18 protein-coding genes are annotated in these 20,875 nt (G+C 52.9%); 16 read left to right on the top strand and 2 right to left on the bottom strand.

Annotated elements, in window-relative coordinates:
* The first annotated feature begins 15 nt into the window (after positions 1-15).
* The 4 genes from ispE (at position 16) to spoVG (ending at position 2,688) form a co-directional block, all read left to right on the top strand.
* Positions 16-894 (top strand): 4-(cytidine 5'-diphospho)-2-C-methyl-D-erythritol kinase, encoded by an 879-nt coding sequence (ispE, locus tag M655_RS00160; protein ID WP_025848795.1) that lies wholly within the window; start codon positions 16-18, stop codon positions 892-894.
* 55 nt (positions 895-949) lie between these two features.
* Positions 950-1,783, top strand: a complete 834-nt coding sequence (gene purR / locus M655_RS00155) for a pur operon repressor (RefSeq protein ID WP_007776362.1) — start codon at positions 950-952, stop codon at positions 1,781-1,783.
* Between the two features lie 6 nt (positions 1,784-1,789).
* Positions 1,790-2,173: a RidA family protein gene (locus tag M655_RS00150; protein WP_005828663.1), complete on the top strand. Its 384-nt coding sequence runs from the start codon at positions 1,790-1,792 to the stop codon at positions 2,171-2,173.
* 227 nt (positions 2,174-2,400) lie between these two features.
* Positions 2,401-2,688 (top strand): septation regulator SpoVG, encoded by a 288-nt coding sequence (gene spoVG / locus M655_RS00145; protein ID WP_005828662.1) that lies wholly within the window; start codon positions 2,401-2,403, stop codon positions 2,686-2,688.
* Between the two features lie 30 nt (positions 2,689-2,718).
* Here spoVG and M655_RS00140 read toward each other — a convergent pair whose 3' ends face one another.
* Positions 2,719-3,756, bottom strand: coding sequence for a CobW family GTP-binding protein (locus M655_RS00140; RefSeq protein WP_025848792.1), 1,038 nt, complete (start codon positions 3,754-3,756; stop codon positions 2,719-2,721).
* Positions 3,757-3,951: 195 nt separating this feature from the next.
* Between M655_RS00140 and glmU the strand changes: the two genes are divergently transcribed.
* The 12 genes from glmU to M655_RS00080 all read left to right on the top strand — a co-directional run bounded on the left by glmU (position 3,952) and on the right by M655_RS00080 (position 19,514).
* On the top strand, positions 3,952-5,337 hold the full coding sequence (glmU, locus tag M655_RS00135) for a bifunctional UDP-N-acetylglucosamine diphosphorylase/glucosamine-1-phosphate N-acetyltransferase GlmU (RefSeq protein WP_005828658.1): 1,386 nt from the start codon (positions 3,952-3,954) through the stop codon (positions 5,335-5,337).
* A 22-nt stretch (positions 5,338-5,359) separates the two neighbouring features.
* Positions 5,360-6,310: a ribose-phosphate diphosphokinase gene (locus M655_RS00130; protein WP_005828656.1), complete on the top strand. Its 951-nt coding sequence runs from the start codon at positions 5,360-5,362 to the stop codon at positions 6,308-6,310.
* 91 nt (positions 6,311-6,401) lie between these two features.
* Entirely contained in the window at positions 6,402-7,007 is a 606-nt protein-coding gene (locus M655_RS00125) for a 50S ribosomal protein L25 (RefSeq protein WP_007776371.1), read from the top strand.
* Between the two features lie 112 nt (positions 7,008-7,119).
* Positions 7,120-7,689, top strand: coding sequence for an aminoacyl-tRNA hydrolase (gene pth / locus M655_RS00120; RefSeq protein ID WP_005828653.1), 570 nt, complete (start codon positions 7,120-7,122; stop codon positions 7,687-7,689).
* Positions 7,690-7,795: 106 nt separating this feature from the next.
* Positions 7,796-8,026 carry an anti-sigma-F factor Fin gene (locus M655_RS00115; protein WP_007776375.1) on the top strand — a complete coding sequence of 77 codons (231 nt, stop codon included), beginning with the start codon at positions 7,796-7,798 and terminating at the stop codon, positions 8,024-8,026.
* A 154-nt stretch (positions 8,027-8,180) separates the two neighbouring features.
* Positions 8,181-11,729 carry a transcription-repair coupling factor gene (mfd, locus tag M655_RS00110; protein WP_026556970.1) on the top strand — a complete coding sequence of 1,183 codons (3,549 nt, stop codon included), beginning with the start codon at positions 8,181-8,183 and terminating at the stop codon, positions 11,727-11,729.
* 37 nt (positions 11,730-11,766) lie between these two features.
* Entirely contained in the window at positions 11,767-12,843 is a 1,077-nt protein-coding gene (locus M655_RS00105) for a peptidylprolyl isomerase (RefSeq protein WP_005828647.1), read from the top strand.
* Between the two features lie 238 nt (positions 12,844-13,081).
* Positions 13,082-13,624 (top strand): stage V sporulation protein T, encoded by a 543-nt coding sequence (gene spoVT, locus M655_RS00100; RefSeq protein ID WP_005828646.1) that lies wholly within the window; start codon positions 13,082-13,084, stop codon positions 13,622-13,624.
* 162 nt (positions 13,625-13,786) lie between these two features.
* Positions 13,787-15,421: a putative polysaccharide biosynthesis protein gene (locus M655_RS00095; protein ID WP_007776380.1), complete on the top strand. Its 1,635-nt coding sequence runs from the start codon at positions 13,787-13,789 to the stop codon at positions 15,419-15,421.
* A gap of 23 nt (positions 15,422-15,444) precedes the next feature.
* The gene (gene yabN / locus M655_RS00090; RefSeq protein ID WP_007776382.1) at positions 15,445-16,932 is read left to right on the top strand and encodes a bifunctional methyltransferase/pyrophosphohydrolase YabN; all 1,488 of its coding nucleotides are present in this window, start codon (positions 15,445-15,447) and stop codon (positions 16,930-16,932) included.
* 2 nt (positions 16,933-16,934) lie between these two features.
* Positions 16,935-17,231 (top strand): RNA-binding S4 domain-containing protein, encoded by a 297-nt coding sequence (locus M655_RS00085; RefSeq protein ID WP_005828643.1) that lies wholly within the window; start codon positions 16,935-16,937, stop codon positions 17,229-17,231.
* Between the two features lie 144 nt (positions 17,232-17,375).
* Positions 17,376-19,514, top strand: coding sequence for a GDYXXLXY domain-containing protein (locus tag M655_RS00080; protein ID WP_026556969.1), 2,139 nt, complete (start codon positions 17,376-17,378; stop codon positions 19,512-19,514).
* Between the two features lie 31 nt (positions 19,515-19,545).
* Here M655_RS00080 and M655_RS00075 read toward each other — a convergent pair whose 3' ends face one another.
* Entirely contained in the window at positions 19,546-20,835 is a 1,290-nt protein-coding gene (locus M655_RS00075; protein WP_026556968.1) for an MFS transporter, read from the bottom strand.
* Between the last annotated feature and the right edge of the window lie 40 nt (positions 20,836-20,875).

The following is a 20,875-nucleotide window of genomic DNA, read 5'->3' as shown; positions in this document are numbered from 1 at the left end:
GCAGAGGTGAACAACGTGCGTATCTCGGTCAAAGCTCCGGCCAAAATCAACCTGACCCTTGATGTGCTTGCCAAACGGCCGGACGGTTATCACGAAGTAGAAATGGTGATGACTACCGTCGACTTGGCAGATCGTGTAGACCTGACTCTGCGCGAAGATGGTGAGATTACGCTGGACTGCTCTGCCAGCTTCGTACCGGATGATATCCGCAATCATGCTTATAAAGCGGCAGTGCTTTTAAAAGAACGCTATCAAGTGCGCCAAGGTGTACGATTGTATATCGACAAACAGATCCCGGTCGCAGCCGGACTGGCGGGCGGCAGCAGTGATGCGGCAGCGACGCTGCGCGGTTTGAACCAGTTGTGGAATCTCGGCTTGACCGTGGACGAGCTTGCGGAAATCGGCGCAGAAATCGGTTCTGACGTCCCTTTTTGCGTCTATGGAGGAACCGCGCTGGCAAAAGGGCGCGGCGAGCAAATCACGCATCTGGAAACGCCCGCTCCTTGCTGGGTCATCCTGGCGAAGCCGCCAATCGGCGTGTCCACTCCTGATGTATATGGAAACTTGCGTGTCGACAAAATCGACAATCATCCCGATACAAAACAAATGCTCCGGGCTGTTTCCGAGCAAGATTTTTCCCTGATGTGCCAGTCGCTCGGAAACGTGCTGGAAAACGTCACGCTCTCGCTCTATCCGCAAGTGCGGCAAATCAAGGAGCTGATGATCGCTTCCGGAGCCGACGGAGTATTGATGTCCGGCAGCGGACCGACAGTATTTGCCCTCGTGCAAAAGGAAGCGAAAGTGCATCGGATCTACAATGCGCTCAGAGGATTTGTCAAAGATGTGTTTGTTGTCCGAATGTTAGGCTCCCAAGAAGGGGAAATACTTGCATGAACACGTATAAAAATGATACATTAGCAGCATAATATTCGGTTTTGGAGGAAGAGCCATGAAGAAATTGCGCAGAAGTGCACGTCTGGTAGACATGACGCAGCACTTGCTCGCCCATCCCCATACGCTGACTCCTCTCACTCTGTTTGCGGAACAGTACGGCGCGGCGAAATCATCCATCAGTGAAGACCTGTCGATCATCAAGGAAGCGTTTGAGGTTCAGGGTGTCGGCTTGTTGAAAACGGTGGCGGGAGCGGCAGGCGGAGTGAAGTATATTCCCCAGGTAAAAACGGAAGAGGCTCTTCACTTCATGCGCGAACTGATCGAGCAATTGGCCAATCCGGAAAGACTTTTGCCAGGCGGTTATTTGTACATGTCCGACATTCTCGGCAATCCAGCGACTATGGCGAAGATCGGCAAGCTGTTTGCCACCGCTTATGCGGACAAAAACGTCGATGTCGTCATGACGGTGGAGACGAAGGGGATTCCGCTCGCTTATGCGACCGCCATGTTTTTGAACGTGCCCGTTGTCATCGTGCGTCGTGACAACAAAGTAACGGAAGGTTCTGTGGTTAGCATCAATTACGTATCTGGTTCGAGCAAGCGGATTCAGACGATGTCTCTTGCTCGCCGCGGATTGGCCGAGCAGTCCCGCGTCCTGATCGTGGACGACTTCATGAAGGCGGGCGGCACGCTGCGCGGCATGATTGATCTGCTCCAGGAGTTCCGGGCGACTGTCGTAGGCTGCGGAGTGCTGGTAGAGACGACCGCAGATGTTTCCGAGCGTTTGATTGATGAATACGTGTCTCTTGCCAAGCTGCAGGATGTCGACTTCAAGGGCAAGCAGATTGAAATTGAGCTAGGCAGTTTTTTTGAAAATAGAGGGGAGTAGATAAGAATGGCAATCTCTTTTGTTTCAACTGACAAAGCTCCGGCAGCAATCGGCCCGTACAGCCAGGCTGCAAAAGTTGGTCCGTTTCTGTTTGCATCCGGTCAAATTCCGCTGCGTGCAGACGGCACTCTGGTAGAAGGCGACATCGTGGAACAAACCCACCAAGTATTTTCCAATATCCAAGCCGTCCTGGCGGAAGCAGGAGGAACCCTTTCCAACGTGGTGAAGGCGACTGTTTTCATCAAGGACATGAACGACTTTGCGCAGTTGAACGAAGTGTACGGCCAATATTTTGGCGACCACAAGCCAGCTCGCTCCACCGTAGAAGTGGCACGCCTGCCGCGCGACGTAAAGGTCGAGATCGAAATTGTCGCTTATATCGAGGCGTAAACATAACCCGGTCCAATCAATGAAAGCATGAAACAGCCTGATGCAGTTGCGTCAGGCTGTTTTTGCGTTGGATATACCCTTAGTAGTACGAAGAAGCATGTGTAAAGCGGTGATGTTATGAACATATTTATATATTTTTTTAAAAATTGCATAACATCAGCAGGAATATTTACCCAGAGGGTGGAAATACTCCTAAACGCGTTTCATAGATAAAGGGAGTGAACTAGATGGAAGTTACAGACGTAAGACTGCGCCGAGTGAATACGGATGGTAGGATGAAAGCGATTGCATCCATTACAATTGACCATGAGTTCGTGGTTCATGATATCCGTGTCATTGACGGAAACAACGGTATGTTTGTTGCAATGCCGAGCAAACGTACACCTGACGGAGAATTCCGCGATATCGCCCATCCGATTTCTTCGACTACCCGTGAAAAGATCCAAGCTGCTGTCTTGACCGAGTATGAACGCGTGGGTCAAGAAGAAGAGAGCACGATCGAAGCGGGTGCGTAAATAGTACCCCCATACAAAAGCACCCTGTCATTACTGGCAGGGTGCTTCGGCGTCTGGTTGGGCGTAACATTTGGATAAATTGTTTTTTATTTCCTCCTGATCCATTCCTTCCCCAATAAACACGGCGACCATTTTCGGCCCGAAGTTCTCAAATGGAAAGAACAGTACCTGATTGTCCGTGTGCTGGAAGGAGATCAGTTCTTTTTTTCCGTGGAAGAGCACGTACCCCTTTGCCCGATACACGTTTTTGGGCAGATCGTAGAGGAAGTCCTCGAATTTTTTCTCGTCTACTGGACCTGTGAAGGTGTAGGAAAAAGTTTCAATACTATTGTACAGGGAAGGCGTGCTTGTTTTCAGGCCGAGCGATTGTTTGAGCCTGTCCATGGTCGACATGCGGCCGATTGTTTTTTGCACAGGAACAGTGGGTACTGCTTCGGCATCGCGCACATGCTCGAATCGCTTGAGCGATTGCAGCCGGTTGAGGTCGATATTCGCCTGAACGGCTGTGTGGATCGGCGCCTGCGGGTTCAGCTCGATGAGCTTCTGTTTGACGCGCTGGAGCTGTTCATCGCTGACCATATCCGTTTTGTTCAGGAGAATGAGGTCGGCGTACTTCACCTGGTTGCGTACCGTTTTGACCAGCGAGCCTGTGGAGGAAAAGCGCGAGTTGAGGTCCAAAAAGCGGGACGCGTCCACGACGCTGATCGTGCCCTTCAGCTCGATGCGATCGTACAGCTCCGGATGGGTCAGCGTGTCGATCACGTCGATCGGGTCTGCGACTCCCGTCGTTTCGATCAGGATGCGATCCGGCTGCAACGAGTTCAAAATTTCGCGCAAGCCTTCTGTCAGCTCCCCTTTGATCGAGCAGCATATGCAGCCGTCGAGCAGCTTTTTGACAGGGAAACCAAAGCCTTGCAACTGTTCGCCGTCGATATCTTCCTCGCCCATCTCATTCATCAGGACGACTACGTTTTCGTTCTGGACGCGTAGATGAGTCAGCCATTTTTGCAAAAGGGTCGTTTTTCCGCTGCCCAAATATCCGGTCAGCAAGTAGACATCTGCTGGCATTCCTTCCTGCCTCCTTTTCAAAACCTCTTTCGCCCATCAATATATCATTTTTTATCAGATTATTAAATGTTGTCTGTTAGATGAACAACTTTCAGGCAATGTCAGGGAAACGGCGATAATCCTGCATCGATTGTCTTGAAATCCACATATGATTAAGATATAGTCATTGTGGAACTTCTACGATGGAGGGTTGACATGTCTAAGATCCATGCCGTGGTTCTGGCCGCTGGTCAGGGTACGCGGATGAAATCGAAGCTGTACAAGGTCCTGCACCCTGTTTGCGGGAAGCCAATGGTCCAGCATGTTGTGGATACGCTTGGCTCCATGCAGGTTGAGGACATCGTTGTCGTCGTAGGTCATGGTGCTGACGCGGTCCGCGCCAAACTAGGCGAGGGCGTCACTTACGCACTGCAAGAAGAACAGTTGGGAACGGCACATGCCGTTTCGCAGGCAGCGCCGTTTTTACAAGATAAAGAAGGCACTACGTTTCTTTTGTACGGAGACGTCCCTCTCTTGTCTGCACAGACGTTGTCCGCCTTGCTGACCTATCACGAAGAGCAGCAAGCGGCTGCGACTGTATTGACCGCCGTGCTCCCCGATCCGACAGGCTACGGGCGCATCGTGCGCAACGAGGCGGGCGAAGTATTGCGAATCGTGGAACATAAGGATGCGACTGAAGCGGAACGGGCGGTCCGCGAAATTAACACAGGCATATACTGTTATGACAATCGCAAATTATGGAAGGCCTTGGCGGAAGTGAAAAATGACAACGCGCAAGGCGAATACTATGTCACAGACGTTGTCGGCATTTTGCGAGAGGCAGGCGAAAAGGTAGTGGCGTACGAAGCCGTTGACCCTGACGAGACGATGGGCGTCAATGATCGTGTGCAGCTATCGGAAGCGGAAGCGTACATGCGGAAGCGGATTGCCACCAGACATATGCGCAATGGAGTCACCATTATTGACCCGGCCTCTACGTATATTGAAGCCGATGTTGTCATCGAGGCAGATACGGTAATCCAACCGGGAACGATTCTGCGCGGGCGGACAACCATTGGTGCCGATTGCGTGATTGGGCCGCAGGCTGACTTGACGGATGTGCAGGTTGGCTCTGGCGTTACCATTTCTTATGCGGTCATGGTAGAGGCAAGTGTGGAAGCGGAATCAACCGTTGGGCCATTTGCCTATATTCGTCCGGGAACACAGATCGGCCGCAAAGCCAAGATCGGAGACTTCGTCGAGTTGAAAAACGCCAAAATCGGCGAAGGCTCAAAAGTACCTCACCTCAGCTATATTGGTGACGCGGAGATTGGCGATGGTGTGAACATCGGCTGTGGAACGATCACCGTCAACTACGACGGGGCCGTCAAGCATAAAACGACCGTCCAGGACGGGGCGTTCATCGGCTGCAACACCAATCTGGTAGCTCCGGTTACCGTTGGACAAAATGCGTATGTAGCAGCAGGCTCGACCATTAATCAGGATGTTCCAGACAATGCGCTTGCGATCGCACGCGAGCGTCAAGTGAATAAACCAGATTACGCTAGCAGAATGCCTCGCAAGGGCAAAAAGCAATCATAACGGGAGGTTCTAAGAGAAGATCATGGCTAATTACCGCGACCCCAAACTGAAGGTATTTACGTGCAACGCAAACCCTGAATTGGCAAAAGAAATCGCTGAACACATCGGCGTGCCGCTCGGTAACGCGCAAGCTGTGCGTTTTAGTGATGGCGAGTGCCAAATTAAATTGAACGAAAGCGTTCGCGGTTGTGACGTATTTGTTATTCAGCCAACGTCTGCTCCCGTTAATGAGCATTTGATGGAGCTTTTGGTAATGGTCGACGCATTGAAACGCGCTTCCGCAAAAAGCATCAACGTTGTCATCCCTTACTACGGCTATGCCCGACAAGATCGCAAGGCGCGCGCACGCGACCCGATCACGGCCAAACTGGTTGCCAACCTGATCGAAACAGCAGGAGCGCAACGCGTGATTACCATGGATTTGCATGCGACGCAAATTCAAGGATTCTTCGACATTCCTGTCGATCATCTGCTGGGTGTGCCGATTTTGGGCAAACACTTCTCCGAAAAAGGCTTGAAGGATATCGTCGTAGTGTCGCCTGACCACGGCGGCGTTACGCGTGCCCGCAAGCTGGCCGAACGTCTGGAAGCGCCGATTGCCATTATCGACAAGCGCCGTCCTGAACCAAACGTAGCGGAAGTCATGAACATTGTCGGTAACATCGAAGGCAAGACAGCGATCATTATTGACGATATCATTGATACAGCGGGAACGATCACGCTGGCAGCCAATGCGCTCGTGGAAGCAGGTGCGCGTGAAGTTTACGCATGTTGCACGCATCCGGTGCTGTCTGGTCCTGCGATTGAGCGGATTGCCAACTCGAAGATCAAAGAGCTGATCGTCACCAACTCGATTCCGCTCACCAAAGAGCAACTGATTGACAAAATCACCGTTCTGTCCGTGGCGCCGATCATTGGCGAAGCGATCATTCGCGTACACGAAGAGCTGTCTGTCAGCAAGCTGTTCGATTAAGGCAAGCATCCCCTTTTTGGGGGATTGAAATAAACCTCCTTTGGACAAGCTAGAAAGGAAACTTTTACTAGCGGCCCAAGGAGGTTTTTTTGTGGAAGCGATTCAGGCTCAAGTACGAAATCAGACGACAGGCAATTCTGTGAGGATGCTGCGTCGAGAAGGCTGGGTGCCAGGTGTTGTGTACGGAAGTGACGTGACCAGTCAGTCGATTCAAATCAATGGCCGTGAGCTGGATGCCGCCCTGCGTCAGCAGACGACAAACAAGCCGTTCCGACTGGTTGTGGATGGGACCACTCATGATGTGATGGTGAACGAATTGCAGCGTCATCCAGTCATGGGCAATATTTTGCACGCTGATTTCAAGAAGATCAATATGAATGAAAAAATACACACCTCTGTGCCTGTGCTCATGACAGGCGACCCGGAGCTTGGCGTAGCGACGCTCGTGCGCCACAACGTCGACGTCCACTGCTTGCCTGGCAACATCCCGGAGTCTTTTTTGGTGAATGTCGACGGCTTCAACATTGGAGACGTCGTACTGGCAGCGGATCTGGAAGTTCCGGCGGGCGTAGAGCTTTTGGTTGAGCCTACGGAAGTGCTGATTAGCGTCCTGCCAGTGAAAGCCAAGTCCGAAGAGTCCATCGAAGCCGAGCAAGAGGCTGAGGCTGTAGCAGAAAAAGCGGTAGCTACCGAATAAGGCAAAAGTCGAATCACGGCGAAAGGGTCCGGGTATTTTACTGCCGGGTCCTTTTTCTTTTGTTCGCGATACCATTCTAGTACAATGGGGGAGAGAGTAGGAGGGAATGAACGTGAAAGTAATCATCGGATTGGGCAATCCAGGCAAAAAATATGAAGACACAAGACATAATGCGGGCTTTATGGCCATAGATAAGATTAGCGACAAATGGGGCATTCCCGTTGCGCAAAACAAGTTTCGCGCGCTTGTCGGAGAAGGCAGGGTGGAAGGCGAAAAGGTGCTGCTCGTCAAACCGCAGACGTACATGAATCTTTCCGGGGAATCAGTCGCTGAAGTCCTGAAGTTTTACAAGCTGACTCCAGATGAGCTGGTCGTCATTTTCGATGACCTCGACCTGCCAACGGGGCAGTTGCGCTTGCGGGAAAAAGGCAGCGCAGGCGGCCACAACGGCATCAAGTCGATGATTCAGCATTTGGGGACACAGGAATTTAAGCGCATCAAAGTCGGGATCGGGCGTCCGGAGCCGGGGCGAAGCGTGAGTGATTACGTGCTCCAGTCGTTCCCAGCGGCGGAAAGACCGCAGATTCAGGAAGCGGTGGGGCATGCTGCCGATGCGGCGGCCATGTGGACAAGAGAGCCTTTTATCAAGGTCATGAACCATTTCAACAGCTTGCAAAAATAAGCGGGGCGTTGCAGCAGTCAGGATGGCGCGGATGTATTGCGCTAGTATGATTTTCCACCCAACCGACCATACTAAGCGATATGAAAGGTATGGGGGTGGCATATACATGAGCATACGCTACACGTGTCGCTGCTGCGGCATGAAGATCGCGGAATTTGACGAATCGCAGGTGACAGAAGCGCGGCTCGGGTTTGATTTCTTGACCCCGGAGGAACGTGCTCTTATAATATCGAGAGAACAAAGTGGAGATACGGTCGTCAGCATCACGTGCGACTACTGCCGTGAAGCGCTGATTCAGCATCCAGAGCTTTCGCTAGTCGGAAATCCACTTCAATAAACAGGAGTGGATACTCGTTAGGAAGGCTTGCACTGACAAGGCCTTAGCTTGGGGAGCTAAGGCTTCTTTTCGCATGGTCGACCTGCGGCAAAAATCGCACGTCCAGTCAGGCTCTGGCTGCAGATGACAGAAGAATTAGAGAGGGGATTAGTGAATGCAAGTCATCATTAACCCGATGAAACAAGACTCGAACGTCGGGACAATTGTGGCTGGTTTGGAGAAAGGTCTGCACGAGCAGCTCGTCTCCGGTCTGGCAGGTTCGGCCCGGCAGGCACTGATGGCGGCACTGAAGCAAATAACCGGACGCCCGGTCTGTGTCGTCACGCATAACATGTACCAAGCGCAAAAAGTTTACGAGGACCTGATTGAGCTGGTTCCCTCCGATCAAGTGCTGCTCTATCCCGGAAACGAGCTGATCGGCTCCGAGCTTGCCATCGCCAGTCCGGAGATGCTGGCGCAGCGCATTCATGTATTCAACCGTCTGGCCCAAGGCTTTACGGGTTTTTTGGTTGCGCCGTTTGCAGGGTTGCGCCGTCTGGTCGTCCCGCCGGAGGTGTGGAAAGAAGCGCAGATTACGCTGTCAGTCGGTGACGAGCTGGATGTTGAATCGTTTTTGTCCCGTTGTATCGAGCTTGGCTACGAGCGCGTCGATATGGTCGAGCGAAAAGGCGAGCTGAGTGTCCGCGGCGGCATTATCGACTTGTATCCGATTGATTCGGAGTGGCCTGTGCGCATCGAGCTGTTCGATGTGGAAATTGACTCGATCCGCACGTTTGACATGCTTTCCCAGCGCTCGCTGGAATCCGTCCAGACCTATATTTTGGGCCCGGCAAAAGAAATGATCGCGTCTACGCAACTGCTGATGGAATCGGCTGTCCGCTTAGAGCAGAAGCTCGGTGAAACCGTTGCCAAGCTGAAAGATAGCGCAGCCAAGGAAAAAGTAGTGGAGCGCATCGGTACCGATATTGAACGGATGAAGGAAGGGCAACGCTTTTCCCAGTTGTACTCGTACATCTCGGTGATCTATCCGTCGCAGGACACGCTTTTGTCCTACATGCCGTCCGAGACTCTGCTGATTATGGATGAGCCTTCCCGCGTCCTGGATACGGCTGCCCAGTTGCAAAAAGAAGAGGCGGAGTGGCTGACGGGACGAATCATCCAGGGCGAGTACATGGCTAACCTCAGCTTGTCCCGCACGTATGAAGAGATTGTCTCCCACAAAAAACGGCAGATTGTCCACCTGTCTCTGTTCCTCCGGCAGTCGCCGAAAACCCAGCCGCAAAACATCGTCAACCTGACCTGTCGCACCATGCAAAACTTCCACGGGCAGATGAACGTGCTGAAGACAGAGCTGGCCCGCTGGAAAAAGTCCCAGGATCAGATTGTGTTCGTCGCCGCCGATCTGGAGCGCGCAAAGCGTCTGGAACGCGTCCTGCACGATTATGAGATGGAGGCGGACGTGTTGACCGAAGCGGTCGAGGTAGTGCCGCCAGGGCGGCCTACGATCATTCTGGGGAACCTCCAGACAGGCTTCGAGCTGCCGTTAAACAAGCTGGTCGTTATTACGGAAGGCGAAGTATTTACTGCGAAGCAGCGCAAGGCGCGCAAAGTGCAGCAGACGATGAACAACGCCGAGCGGATCAAAAATTATTTGGAGCTCAAGCCCGGCGATTTCGTGGTGCACGTGAATCACGGGATTGGAAAATACCTCGGAATTGAAACCAAGGAAATACTCGGAATTCATAAAGATTACCTTCACATTCAATATGCGGCAGGCGACAGCCTGTTTGTCCCGATCGACCAGATCGACCACGTGCAAAAATACGTGGCGAGCGAGGAAGCGCAGCCGAAAATCTACAGCCTGGGCGGTACCGAATGGAAACGGGTCAAAAACAAAGTCCAGTCTTCCGTCAAGGACATTGCCGAAGACTTAATCAAGCTGTACGCCGCGCGCGAAGCAGCCGTTGGCCACGCTTTTTCTCCCGATACGACCGAGCAGCGGGAATTTGAAGCGATGTTCCCGTATCAGGAGACACCGGACCAGCTTCGGGCAATTGCAGAGGTCAAAGCGGATATGGAACGCAGACGGCCGATGGATCGTCTAGTATGTGGGGACGTAGGCTACGGAAAAACCGAGGTCGCGATTCGCGCAGCGTTCAAGGCTGTCATGGACGGCAAGCAGGTGGCGGTGCTGGTGCCGACGACGATTTTGGCCCAGCAGCATTACGAGACGTTCCGCGAGCGTTTTGCCGAGTATCCGATTCGCGTCGAGGTGCTCAGCCGTTTCCGTTCGCGCAAGGAACAGAACGCGACGCTAAAAGGATTGAAGGAAGGCACGGTCGATGTCGTCATCGGGACGCACCGCCTGCTCTCCAAAGACTTGATGTTCCGCGAACTGGGACTGCTCATCGTCGACGAGGAGCAGCGCTTCGGTGTGAGCCACAAGGAAAAGCTGAAGCAAATCAAGACAAACGTCGACGTCATTACGCTGACAGCGACGCCAATTCCGCGTACGTTGCACATGTCGATGCTCGGCGTGCGCGATCTGTCCGTCATCGAAACGCCGCCGGAAAACCGCTTCCCGGTACAGACCTACGTCATGGAATACAGCCCTGCGCTGGTGCGCGAAGCGATCGAACGCGAGCTGGCGCGCGACGGCCAAGTCTTTTTCCTCTACAACCAGGTACAGGGCATTGAGCAGATGGCGGAGCAAATTTCCATGCTCGTCCCTGATGCGCGCATTGCGGTTGCGCACGGGCAGATGAACGAAAGCGAGCTGGAGGGCGTCATTCTCGACTTCCTCGAAGGCAATTTTGACGTGCTCGTCAGCACGACGATCATCGAGACAGGGGTCGACATCCCGAATGTCAATACGCTCATCATCTACAATGCTGACAAAATGGGCTTGTCCCAGTTGTATCAGCTTCGCGGACGGGTTGGCCGTTCGAACCGGATTGCCTATGCCTATTTCACGTATCAACGAGACAAGGTGCTGACAGAGGTCGCGGAAAAACGTCTGCAAGCTATCAAGGAGTTTACGGAGCTTGGCTCCGGCTTCAAGATCGCGATGCGCGACTTGTCCATTCGCGGTGCGGGGAACCTGTTGGGCGCGGAGCAGCACGGGTTTATCAACACGGTCGGTTTTGACCTGTACAGCCAGATGCTCAAGGAAGCGATTGACGAGCTGAAGGGCGGGGTCAAGCAGGAAGCGGTGACGCCTGTGGAGATCAATCTGCAGCTCGATGCATACATTCCTTCCATGTACATTACCGACAGCCGGCAAAAAATCGAGATGTACAAAAAGTTCGTCGCCGTATCCACGCTGGAAGATGTCGACGATCTGGCTGAGGAATTGCTTGACCGTTTCGGCCCTGTTCCGAAGCCGGTCGACAACCTGCTGACCATTTCCCGTTTGCGGGTCTACGCCCTGCAGCACCACATCACCGAGATCAGCCAAAAAAATCCGGACGAAATCAAGCTCGTTTTGCATCCTAGCCAAAACAACAACATTGACGGCGGCGCTCTGTTCGCGCTTGCCAGTAGTTGGAGTCGCAGGCTGGGGCTCTCGGGTGGACAACAGATCACCATTACTGTTAAAGTAAAGGGGTTAAGAGAAGACGAGGGCGTACAGCTTGTTGAAAAACTGCTGCGCCAATTTCATCAGGTGCGTAAAGACACCGGTACGGAAAGCCCTGTGTCCTAAGGGACAGGGGGGCTTGCCGGGAAGGGAGATTCCTACTATGAAACGTTCTGTAGCGATTTTATCTTCTGCTGTTCTGGTCGTGGCGCTCATGACCGGCTGCGGAAAGGCAGAAGATAATGCGCAGCCGAATCAAAACGCAGCCAGTCAGACAGACGGAAATAAACAAGGAAACGAAGCTGCCGATGCCAACGATCCACTCACACAGTTCCCCAAGCTGACCCTGCCATATACAGGAGATGCGAAGGCTGCTTTTGTCGAGTATCAGGGCGGCACGGTGACAGGCCAGGAGTTCGAAGAGTTCCTGCGCGTCATCAACTTCATGAATCCGCAGCAAGGCACCATGATCGAGGCAGCCGACAACGAAGCGCTGAAAGCTTTTGCGCGCGAGTACACGGCGACCAAAATTTTGGCGAGCCGCTCCGACGATGCCATGAAGAAGGAAGCCAAAGACTTGGCGGATAAAACCTTTGAGAAAATCAAAGGCCAGTACATGGGCTTCTTGGGCAAGGACGAGGCCAAGTTCAACAAGCTGATGGAAGGCCAGGGCGTAACCAAAGAAATGGTGACCAACCAGATGGCGCTCATCAACGAATCCATTACGGTGCTGAAAAAGAACATCAGTGACGATACATTGAAGCAGAAGTATGACCAAATGGACAAAGCGTCCCGCACAATCGCGTCGGTGCGCCACATCCTGATTTCCACCGAGCAGCGCAAGCCTGAAGAAGCGCTGAAGATCGCCAACGACCTCGAAGCTCGTCTGAAAAAGGGCGAGGACTTCGCGAAGCTGGCGAAGGAGTTTACCGATGATCCGGGCAGCAAGGAAACCGGCGGCCTGTACGAAAATGCCGACGTAAGCCAATGGGTGCCTGAGTTCAAGGATGCGGCTCTGACACAAAAAGTCGGGGAAGTGGGTCCTCCGGTAAAAACAAGCTTTGGCTACCACATCATCAAGGTTGAAAACCGCAAGGAAAAAACCTTCGATGAAATGAAGGAAGAGCTCCGTGCAAACGCGCTGGAGGCTGGCTACGATGCTTTTGGCAAAAACGAGCTGGACAAGCTGATCGTGAAGTACAACCTGCCGCAGTCCAAAAACGAGGCAGCGAAAAAGTAAAAACCGTTTGGAGCGAAAACAGGGAATTCATTTCCCTGTTTTTTCGTTTTCTCGCATATTCTTGAAACAAGGGCAAATACTATAATCACTCGCTACCACCCGGGGGAGAGTAACTGAAGCAACTGGTAAAAATTGATGCAAGCACCCATAGTTAAAATTAGAATTTGAGGAAAAAATACAAGTAACCAACCACCATTTATTCACTACCCACTTCTCAGGGAAAGCGAGGCAACATGACATGAAAGCAACTGGTATCGTTCGTCGAATTGACGACCTCGGTCGGGTCGTGATTCCTAAGGAGATTCGTCGTACACTGCGCATTCGTGAAGGCGACCCGCTTGAGATTTTTGTGGATCGTGACGGAGAAGTCATTCTCAAAAAGTATTCACCGATAGGAGAACTGGGTGATTTTGCAAAAGAATACGCTGACTCCTTGTATGAAAGCTTGAATCATACCGTATTGATCTCAGATCGGGATACCGTCATCGCCGTAGCTGGGGCATCGAAAAAAGAGTACCTGGAAAAAGCCATTGGCAGCATTGTGGAAAAATGTTTGGAGGAACGCAAAACCCGACTGGAGAAAAACGCCGGTACTTATGAGATTTGCCGCGATATGAACGAGACATACGGCTCGTTCGTCGTCGCTCCTATCGTGGCCGGGGGTGACCCGATCGGTTCCGTGATTCTCCTGAACAAAAACGAATCGACCAAGATGAGTGATCTGGAGATGAAAATGGCGGAGACCGCAGCCGGTTTTCTGGCGAAGCAAATGGAGCAATAGCAAGCATGCATGAGAACAGCCTCGATTTTGCCGGGGCTGTTTTTTTGCTGCTGACAAGCTTGCCTCGTCTGTTGCGAACGAGCCTTCCCAAATTTTTTCTCGCCGATTTCCTTGTGGTATAATGGACGAAGTTTCAGGTTGGAGAGGAGAAATTTCACGCACATGGCTCAAGAAAAGGCATCTGTTCAATTTGTGAAAGGCGCCGCGATACTCGGGGTTGCCGGTCTTGTCTCCAAGCTGCTTGGCGCAGTATACCGCATTCCATACCAAAACATTGCCGGAGATATCGGCTTGTACGTATATATGCAAGTATACCCGCTATACACCACGTTATTGATTCTGGCGACGGCTGGCTTTCCTATCGCCATCTCCAAAATCGTCTCGGAGCGCATCGCAATCGGCGATGCGCTGGGGGCGCGAAGAGCGTTCCGCGTTGCCAGCTTTTCGCTGGTCGTGCTTGGCTTGTTTTTCTTTTTGCTGTTGTACGGAGGCGCTCCGCTCATTGCCCGGTTCATGGGGGACGAGCATTTGACGACTCCGCTGCGGGCTGTAGCCTGGTCTTTGCCGCTCGTGCCGATGGCAGCGATTTTGCGCGGATATTTTCAGGGGCACCAAAACATGATGCCGACAGGAGTATCGCAAGTCATCGAGCAGTTGGTTCGGGTTATTTTCATCTTGCTCGCGGCTTTCTGGGCGATGAACGTTTACCAGGACGCCTATCTCGCAGGGACCGGAGCGGTATTTGCTGCTTTTCCTGGGGGCGTGGCTGCTATTCTCGTCTTGCTGTGGTATTGGAGAAAAGACAAGCAGGGCGCTCAACTGATCCCCGAGCAAACACAGCGAGCAGGAGTGGGGGCCTGGACCAACCGTCAGGTGCTGCGCAGCCTGTTGATGTACGCTGTTCCGATCTGCATGGGCGCGCTGGTTTTGCCGCTCGTTCCGCTGGTCGACTCCATTACCGTCGTCAACATGCTGCAAGTAAGCGGCACACCGGAAGATTTGGCCAAGTTGTTAAAAGGGGCATTTGACCGCGGCCAGCCGCTCATCCAGTTCGGTACGTTCTTTGCGACGTCGCTGTCTTTGGCGCTTGTGCCTGCGATCAGCGAGGCTGTGGCGCAGAGGCAGCATCACATGATCGCGAACCGTTCCGAAATCGCCATTCGCCTGACCTTTTTGCTGGGACTCCCGGCCTCGTTCGGCCTCGCTTTGCTCGCGGAGCCGATCAACGTCATGCTGTACGGCGACAAAAACGGAACCGAAGCGCTCGCCGTACAATCGTTCACGATTATGTTTGCCACGTTGAGCATCGCCAGCGCAGGCATCCTGCAAGGGCTGGGGCGCGTCATGCGGCCAGCGCGCAACCTGTTTATCGGCGTCATGGTCAAGCTCATTTTAAACCTCGCGCTCGTCCCGCTATGGGGGATTGCCGGTGCCGCCTTGTCTACGGTGTTTGCCTATCTCGTGGCGATGGGGCTGAATGTGCTCGCAGTTAAAAAATATACGGGAGCGCAAATTGGATTGCGCCAAACGGTTCATAAGCCGTTTTTGTCTGTCATTGTCATGTCGGTGGTCGTTCTGCTTGTAGAATGGGGAGCAAGCGCCCTGCTCGGCAAGACAGGAATGTCCGAGCGCTTGTATCAAACGTTGGTAGGGCTGATTTCCGTTGGCGCCGGAGCGGTCGTTTACTTGCTGGCCCTGTTAAAGACAGGCGGCCTGACGCGCAACGATATTCATTTTTTGCCAAAAGGAAAGCGAATTGCAGCGCTGTTGACACGGTTCCAGCTTCTTCCTAAATAAAAGGCATGTCGGAGGCGAAACGATTGGATACGAACAAGAAAACGATTACCGTAGTCGGGCTGGGCGCAGGCGATCTCGACCAGTTGCCATACGGCATTTATCGGACGCTCAAGCAAGCCAACCAGCTTTATTTGCGGACAAAAGAACATCCGGTGGTGGCTCAACTGGCCAGCGAGGGCATCGCGCTGACGTCGTTTGACGAGGTGTACGAGCAGCACGACGGCTTTGCCGAGGTGTACGCCGAGATCGTGCAGCGGCTTTTTGCCAAAGCAGAGGAAGCGGGCAGCATCGTTTACGCTGTTCCGGGACATCCTCTGGTGGCGGAGCGCACCGTTCAGCTTTTGCTTGCCGAAGGGCCGGGGCGCGGGGTGCAGATTGAGATTGGCGGAGGGCAGAGCTTTATTGACCCGCTCTTTGCCCGTCTGCACATCGACCCGATCGAAGGCTTCGCCCTGCTGGACGGAACGGCGCTGGCTGCCCATCAAGTATCGCCGGGCCTGCACACGATTATCGCCCAGGTGTACGACGCTTTTGTCGCCTCTGACGTGAAGCTGACCTTGATGGAAGTGCTGCCGGATGATTATGTGGTGACAGTTGCGACAGCAGTAGGGGTAGCCGGACAAGAGCGCATCGAGAGCGTGCCGCTGTACGAGCTGGATCGAGTCGATCATTTTGGCAACTTGTCTTTGGTGTACGTTCCGCCGACTACGGACGAGACGGTATCGTACCGCCAGTTTTCCTATTTAAAAGAAATCGTCGCGATTTTGCGCAGCCCGGACGGTTGCCCGTGGGATCGCGAGCAGACGCATCAGAGCATTCGCAAAAACTTGATCGAAGAAACGTACGAAGTGCTGGAGACAATCGACGACGAAGACCCGGACGCGATGTGCGAGGAGCTGGGCGATTTGTTGATGCAGATTATGCTGCACTCGCAAATGGCAGCGGAGGACGGGTATTTTACTGTCGACGATGTGGTTGCGACCTTGAACGAAAAGCTGGTTCGCCGCCATCCGCATGTTTTCGGGGAAAAAAGCGCGAACGACTCGGACGAAGCGCTCGCGAACTGGCAGGAGATCAAAGCCCAGGAAAAAGCGGCAAAAGGCATTGACGTGGCCGCCGTGTCCAAGCTGTCCGGCATTCCGCGCGATCTCCCTGCCCTGATGTACGCCTACAAGCTCCAGAAAAAAGCGGCAGAGGTCGGCTTCGACTGGGACGATATTGCAGACGTCTACAAAAAGGTAGAAGAGGAATACCGCGAACTGCGGGAAGCTTCCGAAGAAGAACGCGCGGGAGAACTGGGCGATCTGCTCTTCGCTGTCGTCAATCTCGCCCGTTTCCTCAAGCTTGATCCGGAGGAAGCGCTGGCCTTGACGAACAACAAGTTCAAAAAACGCTTTGCCTATATCGAAAGCAAGCTGCAAGAGGCGGGTCGCACGTTTGAGCAGACAGACCTGCAGGAAATGGACAAATGGTGGGAGGAAGCCAAACACCAGACAAAAGGGAGAGGGTAAGGATGAGACTGGATAAATATTTGAAAGTATCCCGCCTGATTAAGCGCCGCACGCTCGCCAAAGAAGTGTGCGACAAAGCCCGGGTAGAAATCAACGACCGTCCGGCCAAAGCGTCCAGCAACGTCAAAATCGGCGACAAGCTGGCAATCCGCTTCGGACAGAAGATCGTCTCCGTCAAAGTGGAAGACATCAAGGAAAACCCGCGCAAAGAAGAAGCGGCTTCGCTCTACACCGTCATCGGCGAAGTGCCTGTACCGCGTGACGAGAAGGAAGAAGACGCTTATCTCAAAGGACAATAAAGTGCAAGCGTTGTTGTGCAGACTGCCGTTAGGGGCAGTCTTTTTTTCGACATGATGGCAGGCATAAAAACCCCAGGACGCTTTTGCCCAAAAGAAGGATATAATGGGAGTACATGAAAGCAAATGAGAAGGGATGTGGTGCAGATGGAACAAAAGGCTGTTCAGACGGGATACTTCTTGGCCATTTCACTTTTGCTTTCAGCTTTGTTCTACTTTTTTGCCTCCAACTGGCCTGTGATGGACCGATGGGAGAAAATTGGCGTCAGTGCCGCCGTATTGGCTCTTTTTTATCTGTCTTCGTATGTGGCCTCGCTTGTATGGAAACGTCATTCGTTTCTCAGCAACTGGCTGCTGGTTGCCGGAGGTCTGGCATTTGGCTTGTGTGTCGCTTTATTGGGGCAAATCTACAATTCCCACGCGGATAGCTACATGCTGTTTGTCGTTTGGCTCATCCCCAATTTGCTTTTCGCCATTTTCACGCGCTACCAGCCGTTTTATGTTATCAGCTACGTCCTTGCGCACCTCGCGCTCGGCTTTTTCCTCGATCCTGCCGTCGTGCATGTGAGCCATGAAGAAGAGTGGTGGTACATGATTTATTGGCTGATCGCGCTGGGCAACATCGTGTTGTTTTACTTGACCGCTACACGGAAGCTGCAGTCCCGGCCGATCTACTATTTGTCCTTCCTCGTCTTTTCCGTCAGCCTGTTCTGGTCGGCGTTTGTCGACGTGTACGGAGCGCTGCCGGAAACGCTGTACCTGTTGATGGGGGCACTCCTGTTTTTCGTCTTTCTGAAATGGCGGCCCAATCGCGGCATGCTGATTGTCACGGCTTCCTTGCTGGCGCTGTTTGTACTCGGGAAGTTTTTCTGGTTTATGCTGGAGTATTACTCCGAAGGCTTTTTCCTCATCGCGCTTTTGGCCGCTGCGGGCATCGTCTGGGGAGCGGTCGTCGGCATCAACTGGCTGCGCAAGGAATCCGCCCACCAAACAAGCAAATGGGTGCAGTTTTTTCAAGAGGCTTTTACGGTACTCGTGACGACAGTCGCGGCATCAATCGGAGCGATCTCGTTGACCGGACTGCTCATGCTTATTTTCGAAGATGAATCGGTCGTCTACTTTCTCTTCTTCCTGTCTCTGATCGGATTTGTTGGTCCTGTCCTCTTCATGGAAAAGATGAATTCGACGGTGCGCTACACGTTGCTCACGATGGGCTACATGCTTGGAGTCGCTTCCTCGCTTTATTTGGAACAGTTGTTCTGGATATTGTTCCTCGCCGTTTTGCTTTACGTATGGAAGGCAGTATCAAGCATTCCCGCGCGGCTTTTGACTCAGTTCGCCTTTTTGCTGGTGCTGTTTTTCAAGCTGACGAACTTGCATGTGCCGGAAACGACGGTCTTGCTGATCGTATTTGTGTTTCAAATGGCGATGTACTACGTCAAACGCTTGCCTGCTGTCTTGCAGAACAGCTCTCTCGTCTACGCATTGCTCGCGCTGATTGCGCTGACCAAGATGCATTTTGACGCGTTTGCCACGAATCTGCTGGTCAATATCGGATTTTTCGCCTTCACCACCTACTTGCTGTACCAGACCTTGCGCAAAAAAGGGAAGAGCGCTTTCGGGATCGTCCTCGCCTTCTGGTTTGCCTTCCTGCTGATGAAGTACTACGACCTGCTGTGGAGCTTGCTGCACAAGTCGCTGAGCCTCTTCCTTTTGAGCGTCGTGTTTTTCCTGGTCAGCTACTGGCTGGAACGCCGGATGCAAGGAGAGTGGGCTGCACCGACGCCAGCCGTATTCACGCGCCGGCCGATGATCCTTGTGCCGATTATTTTGCTGCAATTTATATTGGCTGGCTACCAGGTATACAGCAGCGAGTCGATCCTGTCCAAAGGAACGTCTGTCAAGCTGGAGCTGGTTCCGGTTGATCCGCGCTCGCTTTTGCAGGGCGATTACGTCAGGCTCGGCTACACGATCTCGACACTGGCGGACGAAGATTTTTCTTCCGGAGAAAAAATTCGCGTGGTGCTGAGAAAGCAAAGCGATAACGTGTACAACTACGGCGGCTACTACGAAAAAGAAGGAAAATGGAACAAACCGTATGCGGCTGAACCGACAGATGTCATCATCAACGGGAAAACAGTCGGGGCAAGCCAGGTCGAGTACGGGATCGAGAGCTACTTCGTCCCGGAAGGAACCGGCCTGGAGGTAGAGCGAAATGCGAGGTTTGCCACGATTAAAGTCGGGGCCAACGGAGATGCTTTGCTGGAAAGCCTGTCGCCGCAATAAATCGAGAAAAGCAAGAAGCTGCCCGACAGCATTATCGGGCAGCTTCTTTTGCGTGAGCGAGAGGAAAACGAGTGTGTTCCAACTGCGATACGACATGGCGAACGATCAGCAGACCTGCGACCCCAAGCAGGAAAAACAGCAGCGCCATCAAGTAAGACGGCAAAATCGCTCCCAGAGTGATGCCTACGGCTCCCATGATTTTGGCTCCTTGCAGCACAAGCCCGTTTACCGCCATGTAAGAGCTGCGGGCATCGTCGCGGACGATCTGTGCCAGGTAGGTTTGCCGGGTCGGAACGTGAATCAGCTCGCCCAGTGTAGCGATCAACGCAGCCGCCATGATGATGACGAGCGAGTTGCTGTACAAAATCACCGCATAGCCGGATATATACAAAAGCCCGCCAGCGTACATGGACGAAGCTTCTTTTCCATGCTGGATCAGCCGGGTGATGAACAGCGAGAGCAAAACGACGAGGATCGTATTTTCCACTTGAATCAGACTGAACATTTTCACCCCGGTCAGTTCCAATGCGAACCAGTCGAAAAGCCGGATGTGCTGGACAGGGAACTCCTGGGCCAGCCTCACTGCGACGTAATTCGCAGTCTGGAACTCCAGCGAGAAGAGGAACAGTCCTCCGAGCGAAAACAGCAGAAATAACCGATCCGTCAAAACGTGCCTGTAGCTGCGCATCACGTCCAGGATAACTCGTGTACCTGCAAAAGATACCCGGGCGGCACCATCGTTTTGCGGAAAAAACGATTCTTGCATGCGTACCACAATCATGTACAAGGTAAACAGGCTAACCAAAGTCAGGACGAGGAGCAGCTCAAAGCGGTGCGTCGCAAACAGCAGTCCGCCAAGAATCGAGCCGATCGCAATCGACAAATTGCTGGCCCAGTAGTTGATGCTGTACATGAAGGGGCGATTTTCCCTGGTGCTCACATCAATCAGCATCGCATCGGCGGCCGGACTTATCATCCCGTTGCTCGCGCTTTGCAAAAGCATCATGGCAAACGTGAGCCAGGCCGAATCGAGCCAGGGGGAATTGGCGATGGTCATGACGACGAAAGCGACGCATTGTGCCCCTTGGCCGTAAGCCATCACCTTTTTTCTGCCCCACCGATCAGCCAGATAGCCTCCGTAAAAGCCGAGCAAAATCTGCGCGCAAATGGTCAGGCTGAGCAAAACGCCAGTCAGCGCCTGCCCGAGCCTGGCAGAAAAGTAAATGGCCATGAACGGAAAAATCATCATTCCTACCAGCCGTGTCAGAAAGGAAGTCACAATGCGGATGCGGATATTGGGATGCAGTTGTAAAAAGTTCATAGGCGACCACCTTTCCCTTTCGTTTCTTTCCTAAATTGTA

Origin of the sequence: Brevibacillus sp. NSP2.1 (genome assembly GCF_000470975.2) — a bacterium.
Lineage (GTDB): Bacteria > Bacillota > Bacilli > Brevibacillales > Brevibacillaceae > Brevibacillus > Brevibacillus agri.
The sequence above is the reverse complement of the archived record's forward strand: the minus strand, read 5'-3'. Positions and strand labels throughout refer to the sequence as shown.

Bases quoted from the DNA above. Each gene is read 5' to 3' on its own strand.
- purR (WP_007776362.1), top strand. From the start codon at position 950: ATGAAGAAATTGCGCAGAAGTGCACGTCTGGTAGACATGACGCAGCAC.
- M655_RS00150 (WP_005828663.1), top strand. From the start codon at position 1,790: ATGGCAATCTCTTTTGTTTCAACTGACAAAGCTCCGGCAGCAATCGGC.
- spoVG (WP_005828662.1), top strand. From the start codon at position 2,401: ATGGAAGTTACAGACGTAAGACTGCGCCGAGTGAATACGGATGGTAGG.
- M655_RS00140 (WP_025848792.1), bottom strand. From the start codon at position 3,756: ATGCCAGCAGATGTCTACTTGCTGACCGGATATTTGGGCAGCGGAAAA.
- glmU (WP_005828658.1), top strand. From the start codon at position 3,952: ATGTCTAAGATCCATGCCGTGGTTCTGGCCGCTGGTCAGGGTACGCGG.
- M655_RS00130 (WP_005828656.1), top strand. From the start codon at position 5,360: ATGGCTAATTACCGCGACCCCAAACTGAAGGTATTTACGTGCAACGCA.
- M655_RS00115 (WP_007776375.1), top strand. From the start codon at position 7,796: ATGAGCATACGCTACACGTGTCGCTGCTGCGGCATGAAGATCGCGGAA.
- mfd (WP_026556970.1), top strand. From the start codon at position 8,181: ATGCAAGTCATCATTAACCCGATGAAACAAGACTCGAACGTCGGGACA.
- M655_RS00105 (WP_005828647.1), top strand. From the start codon at position 11,767: ATGAAACGTTCTGTAGCGATTTTATCTTCTGCTGTTCTGGTCGTGGCG.
- spoVT (WP_005828646.1), top strand. From the start codon at position 13,082: ATGAAAGCAACTGGTATCGTTCGTCGAATTGACGACCTCGGTCGGGTC.
- M655_RS00095 (WP_007776380.1), top strand. From the start codon at position 13,787: ATGGCTCAAGAAAAGGCATCTGTTCAATTTGTGAAAGGCGCCGCGATA.
- M655_RS00085 (WP_005828643.1), top strand. From the start codon at position 16,935: ATGAGACTGGATAAATATTTGAAAGTATCCCGCCTGATTAAGCGCCGC.
- M655_RS00080 (WP_026556969.1), top strand. From the start codon at position 17,376: ATGGAACAAAAGGCTGTTCAGACGGGATACTTCTTGGCCATTTCACTT.
- M655_RS00075 (WP_026556968.1), bottom strand. From the start codon at position 20,835: ATGAACTTTTTACAACTGCATCCCAATATCCGCATCCGCATTGTGACT.